This is a genomic window from Burkholderia metallica (genome assembly GCF_001718555.1).
GTDB classification, from domain to species: Bacteria; Pseudomonadota; Gammaproteobacteria; order Burkholderiales; family Burkholderiaceae; genus Burkholderia; species Burkholderia metallica.
On the sequence record NZ_CP013403.1, the window covers coordinates 2,275,173 to 2,294,216 of the forward strand.

Annotated in this window: 17 protein-coding genes; 14 read left to right on the forward strand and 3 right to left on the reverse strand. The window is 69.1% G+C overall.

The genetic code is table 11. From position 1 onward, the window contains the following. A complete protein-coding gene (locus tag WJ16_RS29675; protein WP_069260538.1) occupies positions 1-495 on the reverse strand; it encodes a (2Fe-2S)-binding protein in 495 nt (164 codons plus the stop codon). A 129-nt stretch (positions 496-624) separates the two neighbouring features. On the opposite strand from WJ16_RS29675, the gene WJ16_RS29680 reads away from it, so the two are divergent. Further along, complete coding sequence (locus WJ16_RS29680; protein WP_069260539.1) at positions 625-1,518, forward strand: LysR substrate-binding domain-containing protein; 894 nt, start codon at positions 625-627, stop codon at positions 1,516-1,518. A gap of 13 nt (positions 1,519-1,531) precedes the next feature. Here the strand turns inward: WJ16_RS29680 and WJ16_RS29685 are convergent, their stop codons facing one another. Next, positions 1,532-2,422 (reverse strand): LysR substrate-binding domain-containing protein, encoded by an 891-nt coding sequence (locus tag WJ16_RS29685; RefSeq protein WP_069260540.1) that lies wholly within the window; start codon positions 2,420-2,422, stop codon positions 1,532-1,534. A gap of 241 nt (positions 2,423-2,663) precedes the next feature. Between WJ16_RS29685 and WJ16_RS29690 the strand changes: the two genes are divergently transcribed. From WJ16_RS29690 to WJ16_RS29750, 13 genes are all read left to right on the forward strand, one after another. Then, positions 2,664-3,569: an amidohydrolase family protein gene (locus WJ16_RS29690; protein WP_069260541.1), complete on the forward strand. Its 906-nt coding sequence runs from the start codon at positions 2,664-2,666 to the stop codon at positions 3,567-3,569. Between the two features lie 36 nt (positions 3,570-3,605). Beyond that, a complete protein-coding gene (locus WJ16_RS29695; RefSeq protein WP_069260542.1) occupies positions 3,606-4,511 on the forward strand; it encodes an amidohydrolase family protein in 906 nt (301 codons plus the stop codon). A gap of 79 nt (positions 4,512-4,590) precedes the next feature. Then, positions 4,591-5,985, forward strand: a complete 1,395-nt coding sequence (locus tag WJ16_RS29700) for a UbiD family decarboxylase (protein WP_069260543.1) — start codon at positions 4,591-4,593, stop codon at positions 5,983-5,985. After that, positions 5,982-6,596, forward strand: a complete 615-nt coding sequence (locus WJ16_RS29705) for a UbiX family flavin prenyltransferase (protein WP_069260544.1) — start codon at positions 5,982-5,984, stop codon at positions 6,594-6,596. The genes WJ16_RS29700 and WJ16_RS29705 overlap by 4 nt, the downstream gene beginning before the upstream one ends. After that, entirely contained in the window at positions 6,593-7,708 is a 1,116-nt protein-coding gene (locus tag WJ16_RS29710) for a CobW family GTP-binding protein (RefSeq protein ID WP_069260545.1), read from the forward strand. The genes WJ16_RS29705 and WJ16_RS29710 overlap by 4 nt, the downstream gene beginning before the upstream one ends. 61 nt (positions 7,709-7,769) lie before the next feature. Beyond that, positions 7,770-9,143: a nucleobase:cation symporter-2 family protein gene (locus tag WJ16_RS29715; RefSeq protein ID WP_069261218.1), complete on the forward strand. Its 1,374-nt coding sequence runs from the start codon at positions 7,770-7,772 to the stop codon at positions 9,141-9,143. A gap of 104 nt (positions 9,144-9,247) precedes the next feature. Further along, positions 9,248-10,630 carry an amidohydrolase family protein gene (locus WJ16_RS29720; RefSeq protein WP_069260546.1) on the forward strand — a complete coding sequence of 461 codons (1,383 nt, stop codon included), beginning with the start codon at positions 9,248-9,250 and terminating at the stop codon, positions 10,628-10,630. A 14-nt stretch (positions 10,631-10,644) separates the two neighbouring features. Further along, positions 10,645-11,370, forward strand: coding sequence for a maleate cis-trans isomerase family protein (locus WJ16_RS29725; RefSeq protein ID WP_069260547.1), 726 nt, complete (start codon positions 10,645-10,647; stop codon positions 11,368-11,370). Positions 11,371-11,479: 109 nt separating this feature from the next. Further along, positions 11,480-12,367 carry a LysR family transcriptional regulator gene (locus tag WJ16_RS29730; protein ID WP_069260548.1) on the forward strand — a complete coding sequence of 296 codons (888 nt, stop codon included), beginning with the start codon at positions 11,480-11,482 and terminating at the stop codon, positions 12,365-12,367. A gap of 147 nt (positions 12,368-12,514) precedes the next feature. Continuing rightward, a complete protein-coding gene (locus tag WJ16_RS29735) occupies positions 12,515-13,951 on the forward strand; it encodes an N-acyl-D-amino-acid deacylase family protein (RefSeq protein ID WP_069260549.1) in 1,437 nt (478 codons plus the stop codon). A gap of 81 nt (positions 13,952-14,032) precedes the next feature. Continuing rightward, positions 14,033-15,373: an MFS transporter gene (locus tag WJ16_RS29740; RefSeq protein ID WP_069260550.1), complete on the forward strand. Its 1,341-nt coding sequence runs from the start codon at positions 14,033-14,035 to the stop codon at positions 15,371-15,373. Between the two features lie 14 nt (positions 15,374-15,387). After that, complete coding sequence (locus WJ16_RS29745) at positions 15,388-16,728, forward strand: amidase family protein (protein ID WP_084636154.1); 1,341 nt, start codon at positions 15,388-15,390, stop codon at positions 16,726-16,728. Between the two features lie 251 nt (positions 16,729-16,979). Beyond that, the gene (locus tag WJ16_RS29750) at positions 16,980-18,221 is read left to right on the forward strand and encodes an NAD(P)/FAD-dependent oxidoreductase (protein ID WP_069260552.1); all 1,242 of its coding nucleotides are present in this window, start codon (positions 16,980-16,982) and stop codon (positions 18,219-18,221) included. 24 nt (positions 18,222-18,245) lie between these two features. Here WJ16_RS29750 and WJ16_RS29755 read toward each other — a convergent pair whose 3' ends face one another. Next, entirely contained in the window at positions 18,246-19,001 is a 756-nt protein-coding gene (locus WJ16_RS29755; protein ID WP_069260553.1) for a FadR/GntR family transcriptional regulator, read from the reverse strand. Positions 19,002-19,044 lie beyond the last annotated feature (43 nt).

Sequence of the window (19,044 nt, forward strand, 5' to 3'; positions counted from 1 at the left end):
TCACGCCTCCTTCGCGGATTCAACGGCGGCCGCAAGCGCCGGATCGCCCGACGCCGCACGCTTGATCGCGCGATGAATCCGCGCATACGTGCCGCAGCGGCAAACGTTGCCCGACATCGCCTGCACGATCGCCGCGTCGTCCACCGGCTGCCCACCCTTCAGCAGCGCGGCGGCCTGCATCAACTGCCCCGGCTGGCAATAGCCGCATTGCGGCACGTCCTCGGCGACCCACGCGAGCTGCAGCGGATGGCGCCCGTCCGGCGACAGCCCCTCGATCGTCGTGATGCGCCGCCCGTTCGCGGCAGCGGCGGGAATCAGGCACGAACGCACGGCCTGCCCTTCGAGATGCACGGTGCACGCGCCGCACAGCCCCTTGCCGCAGCCGAACTTCGTACCGGTGAGCTTGAGCCGGTCGCGCAGCACCCACAGCAACGGCATACCCTCCGGTACATTCGCGAGCGAATGGCGTGTATCGTTCACGACGATGTCGATCATGCGCTGTCTCCTGATTCGTATTGAGGGTGTCGGCCCGCGTCCGTTGCGCGGTGTCGACGCATTATCGAAACGCGAAGCGCGGGCGCGCCAGCGATCATTTCGTCGAATCCCTGTCAGTCGGACTAACAGATGCTCAAGCGATACCCTTCGATCCAGTCGATGCAGGCGTTTCTGCAAGCCGCGCGGGTCGGCAGTTTTTCGAGTGCGGCGCGCCAGCTGGCGCTCACGCACAGCGCGATCAGCCAGCAGATCCGCTCGCTCGAGGAATTCATCGGGCAGCCGCTGTTCGCACGCGCCGGCGGCCGCGTGATCCTGACCGATGCGGGCACGCTGTTCGCGAACCAGTTGTCGGACGGGATGGAACAGATCGATCGCGCGCTGTCGTCGGTGAAGGGCCGCACGACGGGGCCGTCGCTTCGGCTCGACGTCGATCCTGAACTGATGCAGGGCTGGCTGCCCGCGCGGCTGCCGGAACTGATGCGCACGCTCGACGGCACGACGCTGACGGTACTGTCCGCGCCGCGCCACGACCGCGACGCGTTCGATCGCGTCGATGTTGCGCTGCGCTACGGCTACGGGGAATGGGAAGGCGTGGACAGCGCGCTGGTCTGCCCCGATCGGCTGACCGCGATGGCCGCGCCCGCGCTGCTCGAACGCCACGGGCTCACCGCGCCGCTCGCGCCCGAACAGTTACTGGCGCTGCCGCTGCTCGGCTATACGAAGCGGTCGTGGATACCGTGGCTCGAAGCGGCCGGGCTCGAGCCCGTCGAACCGCAGACGATCGCCGTGTTCGACAACGCGGCGGGGCTGGTCGCGACGCTCGCGTCAGGGCTCGGCGCCGGGCTGGTGCGCGGGCTGCTCGCCGCCGACGCGCTGCGCGACGGCCGACTCGTCGAGCTCTGCACGATCGCGATTCCGACGCATTACAACCTGCATGCGATCTGGCCGCGCGAGCGGCATGCACGCGTGAAGCCGCTGATCGACGCGATCGGCGCGCTCGTCGCGCAATCGCTCGCGCGCTGACGCACGCGCCGCATCAAACGCCGAATTCGGCCGCGACCTCGCGTACGGTGTCGAGAAACGCGCCGAGCACCGCCGACGTATCGTCCGCGCGATAGCGCGCCTGCAGCGGCACTTCCAGCGCCGGCGGCCGCAACGGCACGAACGCGACGCCGCCGGTCGAAATCTGCCGCGACGACGCCGGCAGCAGCGCGACGCCCAACCCTTCGCGCACCAGCGACAGCAGCGTGTGCACCTCGACGACCTCGTGCGCGATGCGCGGGGTGAAGCGCGCATCGACGCAGCTCTGCTGCAGGAATTGCGCCAGTTGCGAATGCCGGAGTCCGAACGACACGAACTGCTCGCCGGCCAGCTCGCCGAGCGCGATCGCATCGCGCGCCGCGAGCGGATGGCCCAGCGGCAGCACGGCCACGGCCGTCTCGCGCACGACGATCTCGCTGCGGATCGACGGATCGTCCTGGAACAGCCGGAAGAAGCACACGTCGAGCCGCTTCTCCTTCAGCGCGTCGATCTGCGCGGCCGGCGTCATCTCGTGCAGCGACCAGTGCACGTGCGGATGGCGTTCGGCGAACACGCGCAGCGCGTGCGGAATCGGCGCGACCATCGCCGAGCTGATGATGCCGACCGCGAGGCGCCCCACCTCGCCGCGCCCCGCGCAACGCGTGAGATCGATCGCGCGATCGAACTGCGCGACGATCAGCGGCACCTGTTCCTTCAGTGTTTTCCCTGCCTCGGTCAGTTCGACGCGATGCTGCGAGCGCACGAACAGCGCGGTGCCGAGCTGCTCTTCCAGCAGCCGGATCTGCTGGCTCAGCGGCGGCTGCGAGATATGGAGCCGCGCGGCTGCGCGCCCGAAATGCAGTTCGTCGGCCAGCACCGCGAAGTAACGCAACACACGCATGTCCATATCGCAAACGTATCAAGAACGTCAGTAAAAAATATTGTACAGAGCACATTCGGCTGGTGACACTCGGTCCCAAGCAGCAGTGCACGTCGAAGTGTGTCACTCGATGCCGGCGAGGGGAAGGCGCCAAAAAAGGCGCCTTGCAAAAGGCCGCATGAATCCGACCGACAGGGTCGCTTCATCGACGTGCCTGCCCGCGATCCGGCAACCGGCTTTTCCGGTTCCTCTCAAGGAGATCGAGTAGATGATCATCGACACCAGCTGTTACCCGACGAATCTCGTCGACCTCGCGTGGCGTCACGACGGCCCGCCGTTCACCGGCGAGCGCCTGATCGAGACGATGAACGGCCCGTTCCTCATCAACGGCAAGCCGCGCCGCGTGGACAAGGCGTTCATCCAGCCGCCGCAAGGCAACACCATCTATACCTATACCGACGGCGAAAAGTCGGGCACCGAATCGATCGACGCGTACATGGCGTACACGGTCGAGATGGTGCGCAGACATCCCGACCGCTTCATCGGCTGCTTCGTCTACAACCCGCGCTGCGGCGTGGAGAACGGCGTCAATGCGATCGATCACTACGTGCGCAAGCTCGGCTTCAAGATGGTGCAGTTCCAGGCCAACATGCACGCGTATCGCCCCGATCGCGCGCTCGACTGGCTGCGCCCCGCGCTGAAGAAATGCGCGGAACTCGGCGTGCTCGTGAAGCTGCACACCGGCGACGGCCCGTACAGCATCCCGACCGAGTGGGTGCCGATGATCAAGGAATTCCCGACCGTCAATTTCATCATGGCGCACTTCGGCGTGCAGACGGGCGGCGTGTACTGCTTCGAGCCGTTCCAGCTCGCGATGGACCTGCCGAACGTGTATTGCGAATCCGGTTGGTGCCTGCAGTCGCGCATCGTCGAATTCGCGAAGGTGCTGCCGAAGCACAAGATCCTGTTCGGCTCCGACACGCCGCCGAACGAGCCCGGCATGTGGCTGCGCCTGCTCGAAGTGCTCTGCTTCGATCCGCCGCAAGGGATGAATCTCGACGAGGACACGCTCGAGGACTACCTCGGCAACAACACGGCCCGGATGATCGGTCTCGAACCGACGCCCGCGCCGCGCACCGTCGACGAAGCGAAGGCGCTGCTTGCCGCCGCCTGACGCCCGCGCCCCTCTCTCCCGATTCCGGAGCATTGCATGATCATCGATACGCACCTGCACCCGACCAACCTCGTCGACGAGGCGTGGCGCCACACCGGCGAACCGTTCACCGGCGAACGCCTGCTGAAGATGATGGACGGCCCGTACATCATCAACGGCAAGCCGCGCCGCATCGACATGGGCTTCATCCAGCCGCCGCCGGGCAACACCGGCTATCGCGACGGCAACCGCCGCGGCCGCGAAGGCATCCGCGACTACATGGCGTACATCGCCGAACTCACGCAGAAATACCCGGACCGCTTCATCGGCAACTTCACGTACAACCCGCGCTGGGGCCCGGAGAACGGCGCGGCGGAGCTCGAATTCCACATCAAGGAGTACGGCTTCAAGATGGTGAAGCTGCACGCGAACATGCACGGCTACCGGCCCGATCGCGCGCTCGACTGGCTGCGCCCCGCGATGAAGGTCTGCGCGAAGTACAACATCGTCGTGCTGATCCACACCGGTGACGGCCCGTACACGATCCCGACGCAGTTCTACCCGATCATCCGCGAGTTTCCGATGGTGAACTTCATCATCGGTCACTTCGGAATCCAGACGGGCGGCAACTACTCGTTCGAAGCGTTCTGGATGGCGATGGATACGCCGAACGTGTACTGCGAATCGGGCTGGTGCTACCAGTCGCGGATCGTCGAGTTCGCCCGCGAGCTGCCGCGCAACAAGATCGTGTTCGGCACCGATTCGCCGCCGAACGAGCCCGGCATGTGGCTGCGCGAGCTGGAGATGCTGTGCGGGCCCGCGCCGCAGGGGATGGATCTCGACGAGGACGGCCTCGAGGACTACATGGGCAACAACATCGCCCGCCTCGTCGGCATCGAGCCGACCCGGCCGCCGAAGGATCTCGACGAAGCGCAGAAGCGCCTGACGGCGACCTACGTGTAACGCGCCGCAGCCGGATCGCGTGCTGCCGCCACCCGCGCGCGGTCCGGTCTTTCCTCTTCCGTATCCGACGGAGTGCATCATGGCGTCCAGTCTTTTTGCCGAGCAGCAGGATTTCCATCACTTCGCGACCGCGTATCGCGAACACTTTCCGGACGACGTACTGACGATCGCACAGCCGCTGTCCGCCGACCAGGACGTCACCGCCGTCGTCGCGTCGCTCGCTGCGCGCGGCCGGCACGAAATGCTCGTCTGCGAGCGCATCGACGGCCTGTCGACGCCGCTCGTCACCAACGTCTTTGCTTGCCGCACGCGGATCGGCCGGTTGTTCGGCGTCGATGCGAACGGGCTGTTCGACGCATGGCAGCAGCGGGCGAACGCGCCCGTCGCGCCGGTCGTCGTGCCGCACGGCCCGGTGCTCGATCACGTCGTCGAAGGCGACGCGGTCGATCTCGCGCGGTTGCCGATGATCCGCCACTTCGAAACCGATCGCGGGCCGTACGTGACCAACGCGGTGATCGTCGCCGAAGATCCGGTGACGGGCGTCGCGAACCTCAGCTACCACCGCTCGATGCCGCATGCGCGCAACGCGCTGGCGACGAGCCTGCATTCGCGCGGCCATCTGTGGCGCATGCTGCAGACCGCGAAGGCGCGCGGCGACACGCTGAAAGTCGCGATGGTAATCGGCGCGCATCCGCTGTTCATGCTCGCGGCCGCCGCACGATTGCCGTTCGGTGCGGACGAGCGCGCGATCGCGGGCGGCCTGTTCGGCGCGCCGCTGCAGCTCGTGCGCACGCCGCGCCACGGCATCGGCGTGCCCGCCGCCGCCGAGTTCGTGCTCGAAGGCACGATCGATCCCGACGCGCATGCCGAAGAAGGCCCGTTCGGCGAATTCACTGGCTATTCGTCGGACCGCTCGACCAACAACGTGTTGCGCATCGACGCGATGATGCGGCGCGACGACGCGTGGCTCGTCGACGTGGTCGGCGGCCCGTACGCGGAGCATCTGACGCTCGCGCGGCTGCCGCGCGAAGCCGAGATGAGCGAGAAGCTGAAGGCGCGCTTTCCGTCGGTCACCGCCATTCACTACCCGAACTCCGGCACGCACTTTCACTGCTACGTCGCGCTGAAACAGTCGCGCGACGGCGAAGCGCGCCAGATCATGCTCGCCCTGCTCGGCTGGGACCCGTACCTGAAGAACGTCGTCGCGGTCGACAGCGACGTCGACATCACCGACGACGCGCAGGTTCTGTGGGCGATCGCGACGCACTTCCAGCCGCACCGCGACCTGTTCGTCGTCGACGGGCTGCCGGGCAGCCCGCTCGATCCGTCGTCGTCGGCCGACGGCACGACGTCGCGGATGGGCATCGACGCGACGCGCGGCTCGCGCTTCGACGGCGTGCGCGCGCGTGTGGGCGACGCCGCGATGCAGCGCGCCGCGCAGGCGATCGCCCGGCTCGGCGGAGCCGCGCGATGAGCGCGCGGCGGCTCGTGGTCGGCATCAGCGGCGCGTCCGGCTTCGTGTACGGAATGCGGCTGCTCGCGCTGCTGCGCGAGCTCGACATCGAGACGCACGTGGTCGTGTCGCGCGCCGCCGCGCTGACGATGACGCACGAGACCGACTTCAAGCTGTCCGACGTCGCCGCGCTCGCGAGCGTGCTGTACCGCAGCGACGACATCGCCGCGCCGGTTTCGAGCGGCTCGTTCCGCACGCTCGGGATGATCGTCGCGCCGTGCTCGATGAAGACGCTCGCCGAAATCGCGAGCGGCCTGTCGTCGGGCCTGATCGCGCGCGCGGCCGACGTCGTGCTGAAGGAGCGCCGCCGGCTCGTGCTGCTCGCGAGAGAGACGCCGTACACGCTCACGCATCTGCGCAACATGGCCGCCGTCACGGAGATGGGCGCGATCGTCGCGCCGCCGGTGCCGGCGTTCTACGCGCGCCCCGCTTCGCTCGACCAGATGATCGATCACACGCTCGGCCGCGTGCTCGACCTGTTCGACCTCGATTCCCGCACCGTCCATCGCTGGAAAGAAACCGCATCACAGCCGAACCGGCAGCCCAACCGACTCAACGGAGACGCATCATGACCCACATCCACACCACCCACAGCGACGTCCAGAAGATTCCGGTCACCGTGCTCACAGGCTTTCTCGGCGCGGGCAAGACCACGCTGCTGAACTACATCCTGCGCGAGAAGCACGGCCGCAAGATCGCGGTGATCGAGAACGAGTTCGGCGAGATCGGCATCGACGGCGGCCTCGTGCTCGAATCGACCGAGGAAATCTACGAGATGACGAACGGCTGCGTGTGCTGCGTCGGCGCGGTGCGCGAGGATCTCGTGCGGATCGTGCGGATGCTCGTCGCGCGGCCCGACCGGCTCGATCACATCATCGTCGAGACGAGCGGGCTCGCCGATCCGTATCCGGTCGCGCAGACCTTCTTCCTCGACGATCCGATCGCGAAGGAAGTCGCGCTCGACGCGGTCGTCACGATGGTCGACGCGAAACATATCCGCGCGCACCTCGACGATCTCGTGCTCGACGGCCGCGACAACCAGGCGGTCGACCAGATCGTCTGCGCGGACCGGATCGTGATCAACAAGGTCGACCTCGTCGACGCGCCGGATGTCGACGCACTGACCGCGCGGCTGCGCGGGCTCAACGCGACGGCGGAGATCGTCACGTCGAGTTATGCGCAGGTCGATCTCGACCGCATCCTCGGCATCGGCGCGAACGAATTCGCGCAGATTCTCGTCGAGAGCGACGGCCTGCACGCCGACGCCGCGCATGCGGACGAACACGCGCACACGCATGACGACAGCCACGACCCTGCGCACGACGATCACGCCGCGCACGCACACGACGACGATCACGACCACCACGAACACGACGAAAGCGTGTCGTCGGTCGGCATCGAAGTCGAAGCCGACATCGATCTCGACGCGCTCGAAGCGTGGCTCGGCGAGCTGCGCCACGCCGATACCGCGAACCTGTTCCGGATGAAGGGGATCCTCGCCGTGCAGGGCCGCGCGCAGCGCTACGTGCTGCAGGGCGTGCACGGCGTGATCGAGTTGCGGGCCGCGCAGGCGTGGGGGTGCGAGCCGCGCTCGTCGCGCATCGTTTTCATCGGCCGCGATCTCGATCGCGCCGCGCTGACCGACCGTTTCCATGCCTGTCTCGCCGCGCCGGTCGCGGCCTGACGGGCACGCCAGGCGGGCGCATCGCGCGCCCGCCCGATAACGAACCTCAGGAGACATGCCCATGAACTCTGCCTCACATCCCGTCGATCGGGTCCTGCCGCGCCGCCAGATGCTGACGCTCGGCCTGCAGCACATGCTCGTCGCGTATATCGGCGCGATCGCGGTGCCGCTGATCGTCGCGTCGGCGCTGAAGATGTCGCCCGCCGACACCACCGTGCTGATCAGCACCGCGCTGTTCTGTTCCGGCATCTCGACGATTCTGCAGACGGTCGGCGTCTGGAAGCTCGGCGTGCGGCTGCCGATCCTGCAGGGCGTCGCGTTCAGCAGCGTCGGCCCCGTGATCGCGATCGGCCTGACGCCGGGCGTGGGGTTCGCCGGCGTGTGCGGCGCGGTGATCGGCGCGGGCATCATCACGACCTTCGCCGCGCCGCTGGTCGGCCGGCTGCGCCGCCTGTTCCCGCCGGTCGTGACGGGCTGCATCGTCACCGTGATCGGGCTGCAGCTGTTTCCGGTCGCGTACCAGTGGGCCGGCGGCGGCGACGCGGCGAAGCTGCAGTTCGGCGAGCTGTCGTTCCTCGCGGTCGCGCTCGTCGTCGCGGTCGTGATCCTCGCGGTCAACCGGTTCGCGAATGCGTTCCTGCGCAACCTGTCGGTACTGATCGGGCTCGTCGCCGGCAGCCTGCTCGCGATCGCGCTCGGGATGGGCAACTTCACGAACGTCGCGGCCGCGCCGTGGTTCACCGTGCCCTACCCGTTCCACTTCGGCACGCCGGTGTTCGCGATCGTGCCGGTGCTGACGATGGTCGTCGTGATGATCGTGCAGATGGTGGAGTCGATGGGCCTGTTCGTCGCGATCGGCGACATCGTCGAGAAGCAGGTGAGCGAGGAGGACGTCGTGCGCGGGCTGCGTGCGAACGGCGTCGCGAGCGCGATCGCCGGCACGTTCGCCGCGTTCCCGTTCATCGCGTTCATGGAGAACGTCGGGCTCGTGATCCTGACCGGCGTGCGCAGCCGCTGGATCGTCGCGGTGAGCGGCGTGCTGATGTGCGTCGTCGCGCTGGTGCCGAAGATCGGCGCGATCGTCGCGTCGACGCCGTCGGCCGCGCTCGGCGGCGCGGGCATCGCGATGTTCGGCGTGGTCGTCGCGGCCGGCGTGCAGACGCTCGCGAAAGTCGATTTCGAGAACAACCGCTACAACGTGCTGATCGTCGGCTTCACGATCGCGACCGCGCTGATTCCGGTGATGGCGCCAAAGGTGTTCGCGCACATGCCCGACTGGACGCAGCCGTTCCTGCACAGCGGCGTCGTGCTCGCGTGCCTCGTGTCGGTCTTGCTCAACGCGCTGCTCAACGGCGTGCCGGAGGCCGACCCGGTCGATGCGCACGCACATGCCGACGCCGCGCACGGCAGCCCGATGGCGCGCGAGTGCGACTGACGGCGCCCGGCCGCGCCGCGTGCGGCACCGCGCCGCCATGCGGCGCATGACGGCCGGCCAGCCTCCCCTTCCGAATCCCGAACCAAATCCGAGGAGACCCGACCATGAGCGTTCCTTCTTCTTCGTTGCTGATCCGCAACCCGATCGCGGTCATGAGCGGCCGTGCGGGCGACGCCGCGCGGCTCGGCCGCACCGACCTGCGCGTGCGCGACGGCCGGATCGACACGATCGCGGCCGGCCTCGCGCCGCTACCCGGCGAGCGCGTGATCGACGCCACCGACTGCGTCGTCTACCCGGGCTGGGTGAACACGCATCACCACCTGTTCCAGAACCTGCTGAAAGCGGTGCCGGCCGGCATCAACGCGGACCTGCAGGAATGGCTTGCCGCGGTGCCGTATCCGCGCGTCGCGCGCTTCACGCCGGACCTCGCACGCATCGCGGCCCGGCTCGGCTTCGCGGAACTGCTGCTGTCGGGCGTGACGACCTGCGCCGATCATCACTACCTGTATCACGCGGGCGGCACGACCGAGACCGGCGACCTGCTGTTCGACGAAGCGGCCGGCTTCGGGATGCGTTTCGTGCTGTGCCGCGGCGGCGCGCTGCAGGCGGCAGGCGATCACCCCGGCTTCGCCGGCACCGCGCTGCAGCCCGAGACGCTCGACCAGATGCTTGCCGACATCGAGCGGCTGAAGGCACGCTATCACGATGCGGGCGCGGCCTCGATGCGCCGCGTGGTCGTCGCGCCGACCACGCCGACCTTCTCGCTGCCGCCCGAGCTGCTGCCCGAGGTCGCGCGCGCGGCGCGCCGGATGGGCCTGCGGCTGCATTCGCATCTGTCGGAAACGACGCGCTACGTCGATTTCTGCCGCGAACGCTACGGCAAGCTGCCGGTCGAGTTCGTCGCCGAACACGAATGGCTCGGCCCGGACGTATGGTTCGCGCACCTGGTCCATCTCGAAGCGAACGAAATCGCGATGCTCGCGGAAACGGGCACCGGCTGCTCGCACTGCCCCGTCAGCAATGCACGGCTCGGCAGCGGCATCGCGCCCGCGCCGCGCATGGCGGCGGCCGGCGTGCCGGTCTCGCTCGGCGTCGACGGCGTCGCGTCGAACGAATCGGGCAGCATGACGCACGAAGCGAATTTCGCATGGCTCGTGCATCGCGCGGCGCACGGCGCGGCGGCAACCACCGCCGAGGAGGTGTTGCACTGGGGCACGCAAGGCGGCGCACGCGTGCTCGGGCTCGATGCGGTCGGCACGCTCGACGTCGGGCAAGCGGCCGATCTCGTGCTGTACGAAGTGAGCGGGCCGCGCTTCAACGGCTTCCACGACTACGCGATCGCGCCGGTTGCGGCGGGCGAACCGGCGCCGGTGAAGTACGCCGTCGTGAACGGCCGCGTCGTGGTGGACAACGGCGAGATTCCGGGCCTCGACCTGGCTGCATTGCGCCGCGCCGCGGTCGATGCCGTGCGGCAGTTGCTCGACTGACGCGGGGCCATGCGATGAACCCGCGCATCCGCATCGGCATCCTGACGCCGTCGTCGAACACCGCGCTCGAACCGCTGACGACCGCGATCGTCGCCGGGCTGCCCGACGTCAGCGTGCATTTCGCGCGCTTCACCGTCACCGAGATTGCGCTCACCGAGGCCGCGCTCGACCAGTTCGACGCGGCGCGCATCCTCGTCGCGGCCCGCCAGCTCGCCGACGCGCGCGTGGACGTGATCGGCTGGAGCGGCACGTCGGCCGGCTGGCTCGGCTTCGAGCGCGACGCCGCGCTGTGTCGCAGCATCGAGAAAGCGACCGGCATTGCGGCGACGACGTCGGTACTCGCGCTGAACGAGTTGCTCGAACGCACCGGCGTGCGGCGGCTCGGCCTCGTCACGCCGTATCTCGGCGACGTGCAGCAGCGGATCGTGCGGCAGTACGCGCAGCTCGGCATCGATTGCGTGGCCGAGCAGCATCTCGGGCTGCGCGAGAACGCCAGCTTCGCGGATGTGCCCGACACGCAGCTCGCCGCGCTGATGCGCAAGACCGCGCAAGCACGACCCGATGCGGTGGCGACGTTCTGCACGAACCTGCATGCCGCGCATCTCGTCGGGCCGTTCGAGCAGGCGACCGGGATCGCCGCTTATGACACGGTCGCGACCGTGGTGTGGAAGGCGTTGCGGATGGCGGGCGTCGATACGCGCGGGCTCACGCGCTGGGGCAAGCTGTTCGCGACGCTCTGACGGCGCGGCGCCCGGCCGCGTTGCTCCCCGCGCGATTTCGACGACAATGGCGGCTTGCTGCCGGCGTGCCGTTCCATGCCGCCGGAGCGGACCGGGAGCGCGCATCGCCATGAAAGTCGAAAACTCGGAACTCGAAGCGTTCGTCGCCGTGGCGGAGCTCGGCACGTTTCATCGTGCCGCGGAGAAGCTGCACCTCACGCAGCCGGGCCTGTCGCGGCGCATCCAGAAACTCGAGCAGACGCTCGGCGTCGAGCTGTTCCAGCGCACGACCCGCAGCGTCACGCTGACGGGCGTGGGCCGCCAGTTCCTGCCGATGGCGCGCGAACAGATCGCGCAGCTCGGCACGATGCTGTCGTCGATCCGGGAAATCGCCGAGAAGCGCTACGGCAAGGTGCGGCTCGCCGCGATCCCGACCGTCGTCGCGCGCGCCCTGCCCGACGTGCTGCGGCACTACGCGGCCAAATACCCGCAGGTCGCCGTGCAGATCCTCGACGGCAATCACGACTTCGTGCTGTCGCAGGTGCGCGCCGGCATCGCCGAATTCGGCGTGAGCCTGCCTCCGGGCGACGACGACGAACTGCTGTTCGAGCCGCTGTTCACCGATCGCTACGTGCTCGCCGTGCACAACGGCGACCCGCTCGCGCGCGCCGACAGCGTCACGCTCGGCGAGCTGCGGCAGGCGAAGCTGATCATCGGCGGACGCGACAGCGGCAACCGCCTGCTGCTCGAAATGCTGTTGGGCCAGGAAGCCGTGCGGACCCGCTGGTTCTACGAGGTCGAGCACATTTCGAGCGTCGCGGCGCTCGTCGCGTCGGGCGTCGGCTGCGCGATCCTGCCGGAAAGCGCGCTGCGCGCGTACGGCACGCCTGCCGTGCGCGCCGTCCCGATCGCGAGCCCGACGATCGAGCGCACCGTCGGCATCGTGCGGCACCGCACGATCTCGATGTCCAGCTTCGCGAGCGACCTGCACGCGCTGGTGAAGGCATCGCTCGCCTGACCCTCGCGCGGCACGCCGGCATTGATGACTGCCGCGCATGAATCGCTTGCGCACTCGCATTGGACGGCCGGTTATTGGCCGGGGACGATCGGCAACTCATCCCCCGGAAGCCGGCCGCCCAGGCCGGCGGGGACACGAGGAGCCATCATGCATTTCGACGTCATCCTGCGCGGCGGCGCGCTGATCGACGGCACGGGCGCCGCGCGCTTCGACGCCGATCTCGGCGTGACCGGCGCGCGCATCGCCGCGATCGGCGACCTGCGCGATGCGAGCGCCGCGCGCGTGATCGACGCGGCCGGCCAGGTCGTCGCCCCCGGATTCATCGACAGCCACACGCACGACGACGCGTTCGTGCTGACCGATCCGGACGTCGAGCCCAAGGTTGCACAGGGCGTCACGACCGTGATCGCCGGCAACTGCGGGATCAGCCTCGCGCCGCTGCTCGCGCAACAGGACGTGCCGCAGCCGCTCGACCTGCTCGGCGCATGGCAGCACTTTCGCTTCGCGTCGTTCGGCGCATATCTCGACGCGCTGGATGCCGCACCCGCCGCCGTCAACACCGCGGCCCTCGTCGGTCATTCGACGTTGCGCGTGCGGCACATGGCCGACCTCGGCCGCGCCGCCAGCCCCACGGAAATCGCCGCGATGGCCGCCGACGTGCGCGATGCGATGGCCGCCGGCGCGTTCGGCGTATCGTCGGGCACGTTCTATCCGCCGGCGATGGCGGCCACGACCGACGAACTGATCGACGTGTGCGCGCCGCTGCGCGAGACGGGCGGCGTGTTCGCCACCCACCTGCGCGACGAGACCGACGCGATCATCGCGTCGCTCGACGAGGCGTTCTCGATCGGGCGCGCGCTCGGCGTGCGCGTCGTGCTGTCGCACCACAAGGTCGCCGGCAAGGCCAATCACGGCCGCTCGGCCGAAACGCTCGCGCATATCGACGCACAGCGCGCGCACCAGCCGCTGTGCCTCGACTGCCATCCGTATCCGGCCACGTCGACGATGCTGCGCGCCGACCGCATCCGCCAGTCGTCGCGCGTGCTGCTCGCGTGGTCGCGGCCGCACCCCGAACTCGCGGGCCGCGATTTCCACGAGCTGCTGCCGCTGTTCGGCGATTCGATCGACGCCGCGATCGACGCGTTGCAACCGGCCGGCGCGATCTACTTCGTGATGGACGAAGCCGACGTCGAGCGCATCATCGGGCACGAACTGGCGATGGTCGGCTCCGACGGTCTGCCGAACGATGCGCGCCCGCATCCGCGCCTGTGGGGCACGTTCCCGCGCGTGCTCGGCGAATTCTCGCGCAAACGCAAGCTGTTTCCGCTCGAAGCGGCCGTGCGCAAGATGACGGGCCTCACGGCCGAGCAGTTCGGCATCGCCGAGCGCGGGCGGCTTGCGGTCGGTTACTACGCCGATCTCGTCGTATTCGACCCCGCGCGCGTGATCGACCGCGCAACGTTCGCCAGCCCGACGCTGCGCCCCGAAGGCATCGAGCACGTGTTCGTCAACGGCCGCGCGGTGCTCGAACACGGCCGGCATACCAGCGTACGCCCGGGCCTCGCGCTGCGCCGCGCGGTCTAGTCGCATGCCCTCCTTCCGCCCCGCCCGCGTGAGGCCACGCACGACGCAACGGCCTCGCGGCTCAACCCGCACGGAGTCACGATGACGAATTCCCATGGCGCCGCCGCGCCGCGCGACATCCAGACCGGCACGGACCACGGCGCAAGCGCCTGCGCGCCCGACGTCGACGCGTTGTACGCACGTCTGAGCCGGCGCATCATCCCGCTGATCCTGGTCTGCTACTTCTTCGGCTACCTCGACCGCGTGAACGTCGGCTTCGCGAAGCTGCAGATGGTGAACGACCTGCATTTGTCGGACGCCGCGTACGGTGTCGGCGCGGGGCTGTTCTTCGTCGGCTACCTGCTGCTTCAGGTGCCGGCCGGCTGGCTCGTGCGCCGGATCGGTGTGAAGCGCTGCCTGGCCGGCTCGATGCTGTCGTGGGGCGTCGTGTCGGTCGCCACGCTCGCGACGCACGACACGGCCAGCTTCTACGCGCTGCGCTTCCTGCTCGGCGTGACCGAGGCGAGCTTCTTTCCGGCCGTGATCGCGTATTTCAGCGTGTGGTTCCCGTCGCACCGGCTGGCCAAGGTCATGGCGCTGCTGTTTCTCGCGATGCCGCTCGGCGTGATCGTCGGCGCGCCGCTGTCCGGCTGGATCATGGACGCGACGCACGGCGGCTTCGGGCTGCGCGGCTGGCAATGGATGTTCCTGCTCGAAGGGCTGCCCGCGATCGTGCTCGGCCTGTATCTGCTCGCCCGCGTGACCGAACGCGTCGACGACGCCGCGTGGCTGACCGACGCGGACAAGCGCCTGATTCACGCGGAAATGGCGCAGGAATCCGCAGGCAAGCGCACACGCCTCGGTGCCGCGCTGCGCGAGCCGACGCTGTGGCTGCTGGTCGCGACCTCGTTCCTCTACAACGTCGGCAACTATGGCCTCGTGTTCTGGATGCCGACGATGATCAAGGCGCTCGGCACGCTCAGCAACCTCGCGGTCGGCCTCGTCAGCGCGATTCCGTATCTCGTCGCATCGGTCGCGATGGTCGTCAATGCGCAGCATTCGGTGCGCACCGGCGAACGCCGCTGGCATACGGCGTTGCCCGTCACGCTCGGCGGCATCGCACTGCTCGCGAGCCTCGGCATGCACGCGCATCCGGTGCTCGCCGTCGCGTGCCTGACCGTCGGCGTGGCCGGCATCATGTGCACGCTGGCGATGTTCTGGAGCCTGCCGTCGCGGATTCTCGCCGGCGAGGCGGCGGCGGGCGGCGCGGGGCTCGTCAACATCGGCGCGGCCGTCGCGGGATTCATCGGCCCGACGCTGATGGGCTACGCGACGGGCTTGACCGGCAGCACCGAGCTGGGCGTGGCGCTGCTCGCGTTCACGCTGTTCGCCGCGGCCGCGCTGATCCTGTCGATTCCGCGCCGGCTGATGGAGCGCGCATGAGCGCGCCGTTGCCGATGCGCAGTGCGCTTGCGGTGGCGGCCGACGTTCGCGCCGGACGGATCGACGCGGTGTCGGTCGTGCGGGCCGTGCTCGCCGGCATCGCCGCCCGCGACGGGCTGTATCGCGCGTGCTCGCACACCTTCGACGCACGGGCGTTGCGCGACGCGCGGCGGATCGACGCACTCGTGCGGGACGGACGCGATCCCGGCCCGCTCGCGGGCGTACCGTTTCTCGTGAAGGGCAATTTCGACGTGGCGGGCTACGTGACGATCGCCGGTTCGCCCGCGCGCGCCGCGCTGCCGCCGGCAGACCGCGACGCGGCGCTGGTCGCCCGGCTCGTCGCGGCCGGCGCGATTCCGGTGGGCGCCACGCATATGGACGAACTCGCGTGCGGCGCCACCGGCGTGAATCCGCATTTCGGCGTGGTGCGGTTGCCGGCCGATCCGTTGCGCATGACCGGCGGGTCGTCGAGCGGCTCGGCCGCCGCGGTGGCGGCCGGCTACGTGCCGCTCGCACTGGGCAGCGACACCAATGGCTCGATTCGCGCGCCGGCCGCATTGTGCGGCGTGTGGGGCCTCCGCCCCGGCACCGCACGGCTGTCGCGCGACGGATGCGTGCCGTATGCGGCCACGCTCGATGCGGTCGGCGGGTTCGCGAACGACATCGACGATCTGGCCGCGCTCTACGACGCACTGCTCGGTAGCGGGCCGTTGCACGCACGACCGGCGCCGCGCGACCCGGCCGTCCCGCTGCGCGCCGCCGTGCTGACCGGCGATTTCGAGCAGCATGCCGATGCCGCCGCGTGGCGGGGCGTCCGGCATGCGGCGGCGGCCCTGCGCACGACCGACACGGTTCCGATCGATACCGCCGAAGCCGCGCGCGTGCGTGAAGCTGCCGTCATCGTGTCGAATGTGGAACTCGCCCGTGCGCACCGGGCGCTGCTCGATGCGCCCACCGCCGACGTGTCGGAACGATTGCGGGCCCGCGTTGCAGCGGGGATCGCGACGCCCGCTGCCGCCTATGCGCGCGCGCTGGCCTGCCGCGCGGCGTGGCAGGCACGCATCGCGACGCTGTTCGACCGGTACGACATCCTGCTCGCGGCCGCGACGCCCTATGCGGCGCCGCGATTCACGGACGCCGCGGTCGACGTCAACGGCGCGATGCTCGAACCCGCGAAGACGCTCGGCATGCTCACCCAGCCGATCTCGTTCGCTGATCTGCCGGTGATCGTCGCGCCGTGTTTCGTGCCCGGCGAACTGCCGGTGGGGGTACAGCTGATCGGGGCGCCGGGGGACGAAGCCGGCTGTTTCGCCGCGGCACGGACGTTCGCGGCTGCATGGCGTGAAGGGCGTTGAGCGGATTCGACGCCCGTTGGTCAGCTCGGAACCGCCAATTCTGCTGGTGCATGAAGCGACCGCTTGCCATCGATGAACACGACGCCCGCCCCGCACCTGGCATCCGGTTAAAAACCAGATCTGCCTTTGCGAATCGCGCGACATCGCGAGTATCCTAACGACAAGCTGCCCGCCAGCACCGCTTCCTCCGGAATCCGCCCCGACTCCAACGTCGGTTTGCAACCCGTCTCGACCGCTGTCCACTCATACCGATGGATTTCGACGTCATCGTTCTCGGCGCAGGCATCGTCGGCGTCTGCGCAGCACTCCACCTGCAGGATCGCGGACGCAAAGTCGCCCTCGTCGATCGCGGCGCGCCCGGCGAAGGCACGAGCTTCGGCAACGCGGGGCTGATCGAGCGCTCGTCGGTCGAACCGTATCCGTTCCCGCGCAGCCCGTTCACGCTGATGCGCTACGCGCTGAACCGTTCGACCGATCTCTACTGGCACAGCCCGTCGCTGCCCGCATTCGCGCCGTGGCTCGCGCGCTTCTGGTGGGAATCGGCGCCGCCGCGTCACGCGGCGGCGGCGCGCGACATGCTGCCGCTGATCGAACGCTGCATCGTCGAGCACGACGCGCTGATCGCGCGTGCCGGCGCCGGCGAATTGATCCGCGCGAACGGCTGGCTCGAAGCGTTCCGCACGCCGGCCGCGTTCGATCGCGGCGTGGCCGAAGCGGGCCTCACCGCGCGCCGCCACGGGCTCGGCATCACGCCGCTCGATGCCGCGGCGCTGCTCGCGCACGAACCGAGCCTCGCGCCCGGCTTCTGCGGCGCACTGCACTGGCTCGATCCGAAAAGCGTCGTCGATCCGTCCGCGCTCGTCAAAGCGTATGCGCAACTCTTCGTGCAAGGCGGCGGCACGCTGCTGACGGGCGACGCCGCGAGCCTCGCAGCGCTGTCGCCGGGCTGGCAGGTCGACACGCAGGCCGGGCCGGCCGCCGCGCCGGCCGTCGTCGTCGCGCTCGGCCCGTGGTCAGACACGGTGTTCGGGAAGTTCGGCTACACGATCCCGCTGCGCGAGAAGCGCGGCTATCACATGCACTACGCACCGTCTGCGCGCGGCGTGCCGTCGGCGCCGATCGTCGATCGCGAATACGGTTACGTGATCGCACCCATGACGCGCGGGCTGCGGCTGACGACCGGCGTCGAAATCGCGCGGCGCCGCGTGCCGCCCACCGGCGTGCAGCTCGAGCGCGCGGAACGCGTGGCGCGCCCCGTGTTCGGTTTCGGCGAGCGGCTCGACCCGCAACCGTGGCTCGGCTTCCGGCCGTGCACGCCCGACATGCGCCCGGTGATCGGCCCGGCGCCCGCGCATCGCGGGCTGTGGTTCGCGTTCGGGCACAACCACCACGGGCTGACGCTCGGCCCCGTCACCGGTCGCCTGCTGGCCGAGATGATGACGGGCGAAGCGCCGTTCACCGATCCGGCGCCGTATCGCGCGGATCGCTTCTGAGCGCGTGAACGCGCAGCCGCGCGCTCAGTCGAGCGCGCGGCCGAAGATCCGGATCACTTCGTCGAGATGCTCGGCCATCGCGCGGCGCGCGGCGTCCGGGTCGCGCGCGCGGATCGCATCGAGGATCGCGCGGTGTTCCAGTTCCGACCGGTGCGGCATGTCGTTCGGCATGTACAGCGACTGCAGCCGCTGGAACATCGGGTCGTACTTGTGCGCGAGCAGTTGCTTGATCATCAGCGCATACGCGGCGTTGTCGCTCGCTTCCGCGATCCGGATATGAAACAGCCGGTCGCCCGGATGCGTGAGCGACCCGCTGCGGTTGTCTTCCTGGTTGCGCAGGAACGCTTCGTGAATGCCTTCGATCTGCTCGTCCGAGCCGTGCTTCGCGGCCAGCGACGCCGCCTCCGGCTCGATCAGCCGGCGCGCCTGCAGCAGCGCGAACGGCGGAATTTCGGTATCGAGGTCGAGCGCGATGCCGAGTTCGGGATCGATCTCGATGATCGTGAACGGCGCGACCTTCTCCGCGACGTCGGGTTCGGCGGCCGTTTCGGGGTGGCGCACCTTGACGCCGTCGCCGACGCGCACGCTCACGAGCCCGCTCACTTCGAGCGCGATCAGCGCCTCGCGCACCGACGTGCGCGACACGCCGAACCGTTCGGCCAGTTCGCGCTCGGGCGGCAGGTAGCTGCCCGGCGGAAAATCGCCGGACTCGATCATCGCACTGAGCTTGTCGGCGATCTGCTGGTAGAGACGGCGGTTCTGAATCGGCTGGATGGACATACGTTCGACGCTGGTAATCGGTTTCGGTCCGACGAATCGCGCA

What these genes read in the sequence shown, in the direction of transcription:
- WJ16_RS29675 (WP_069260538.1), bottom strand. Translation starts at nt 495, where the DNA reads ATGATCGACATCGTCGTGAACGATACACGCCATTCGCTCGCGAATGTA.
- WJ16_RS29680 (WP_069260539.1), top strand. Translation starts at nt 625, where the DNA reads ATGCTCAAGCGATACCCTTCGATCCAGTCGATGCAGGCGTTTCTGCAA.
- WJ16_RS29685 (WP_069260540.1), bottom strand. Translation starts at nt 2,422, where the DNA reads ATGGACATGCGTGTGTTGCGTTACTTCGCGGTGCTGGCCGACGAACTG.
- WJ16_RS29690 (WP_069260541.1), top strand. Translation starts at nt 2,664, where the DNA reads ATGATCATCGACACCAGCTGTTACCCGACGAATCTCGTCGACCTCGCG.
- WJ16_RS29695 (WP_069260542.1), top strand. Translation starts at nt 3,606, where the DNA reads ATGATCATCGATACGCACCTGCACCCGACCAACCTCGTCGACGAGGCG.
- WJ16_RS29700 (WP_069260543.1), top strand. Translation starts at nt 4,591, where the DNA reads ATGGCGTCCAGTCTTTTTGCCGAGCAGCAGGATTTCCATCACTTCGCG.
- WJ16_RS29705 (WP_069260544.1), top strand. Translation starts at nt 5,982, where the DNA reads ATGAGCGCGCGGCGGCTCGTGGTCGGCATCAGCGGCGCGTCCGGCTTC.
- WJ16_RS29710 (WP_069260545.1), top strand. Translation starts at nt 6,593, where the DNA reads ATGACCCACATCCACACCACCCACAGCGACGTCCAGAAGATTCCGGTC.
- WJ16_RS29715 (WP_069261218.1), top strand. Translation starts at nt 7,770, where the DNA reads ATGAACTCTGCCTCACATCCCGTCGATCGGGTCCTGCCGCGCCGCCAG.
- WJ16_RS29720 (WP_069260546.1), top strand. Translation starts at nt 9,248, where the DNA reads ATGAGCGTTCCTTCTTCTTCGTTGCTGATCCGCAACCCGATCGCGGTC.
- WJ16_RS29725 (WP_069260547.1), top strand. Translation starts at nt 10,645, where the DNA reads ATGAACCCGCGCATCCGCATCGGCATCCTGACGCCGTCGTCGAACACC.
- WJ16_RS29730 (WP_069260548.1), top strand. Translation starts at nt 11,480, where the DNA reads ATGAAAGTCGAAAACTCGGAACTCGAAGCGTTCGTCGCCGTGGCGGAG.
- WJ16_RS29735 (WP_069260549.1), top strand. Translation starts at nt 12,515, where the DNA reads ATGCATTTCGACGTCATCCTGCGCGGCGGCGCGCTGATCGACGGCACG.
- WJ16_RS29740 (WP_069260550.1), top strand. Translation starts at nt 14,033, where the DNA reads ATGACGAATTCCCATGGCGCCGCCGCGCCGCGCGACATCCAGACCGGC.
- WJ16_RS29745 (WP_084636154.1), top strand. Translation starts at nt 15,388, where the DNA reads ATGCGCAGTGCGCTTGCGGTGGCGGCCGACGTTCGCGCCGGACGGATC.
- WJ16_RS29750 (WP_069260552.1), top strand. Translation starts at nt 16,980, where the DNA reads ATGGATTTCGACGTCATCGTTCTCGGCGCAGGCATCGTCGGCGTCTGC.
- WJ16_RS29755 (WP_069260553.1), bottom strand. Translation starts at nt 19,001, where the DNA reads ATGTCCATCCAGCCGATTCAGAACCGCCGTCTCTACCAGCAGATCGCC.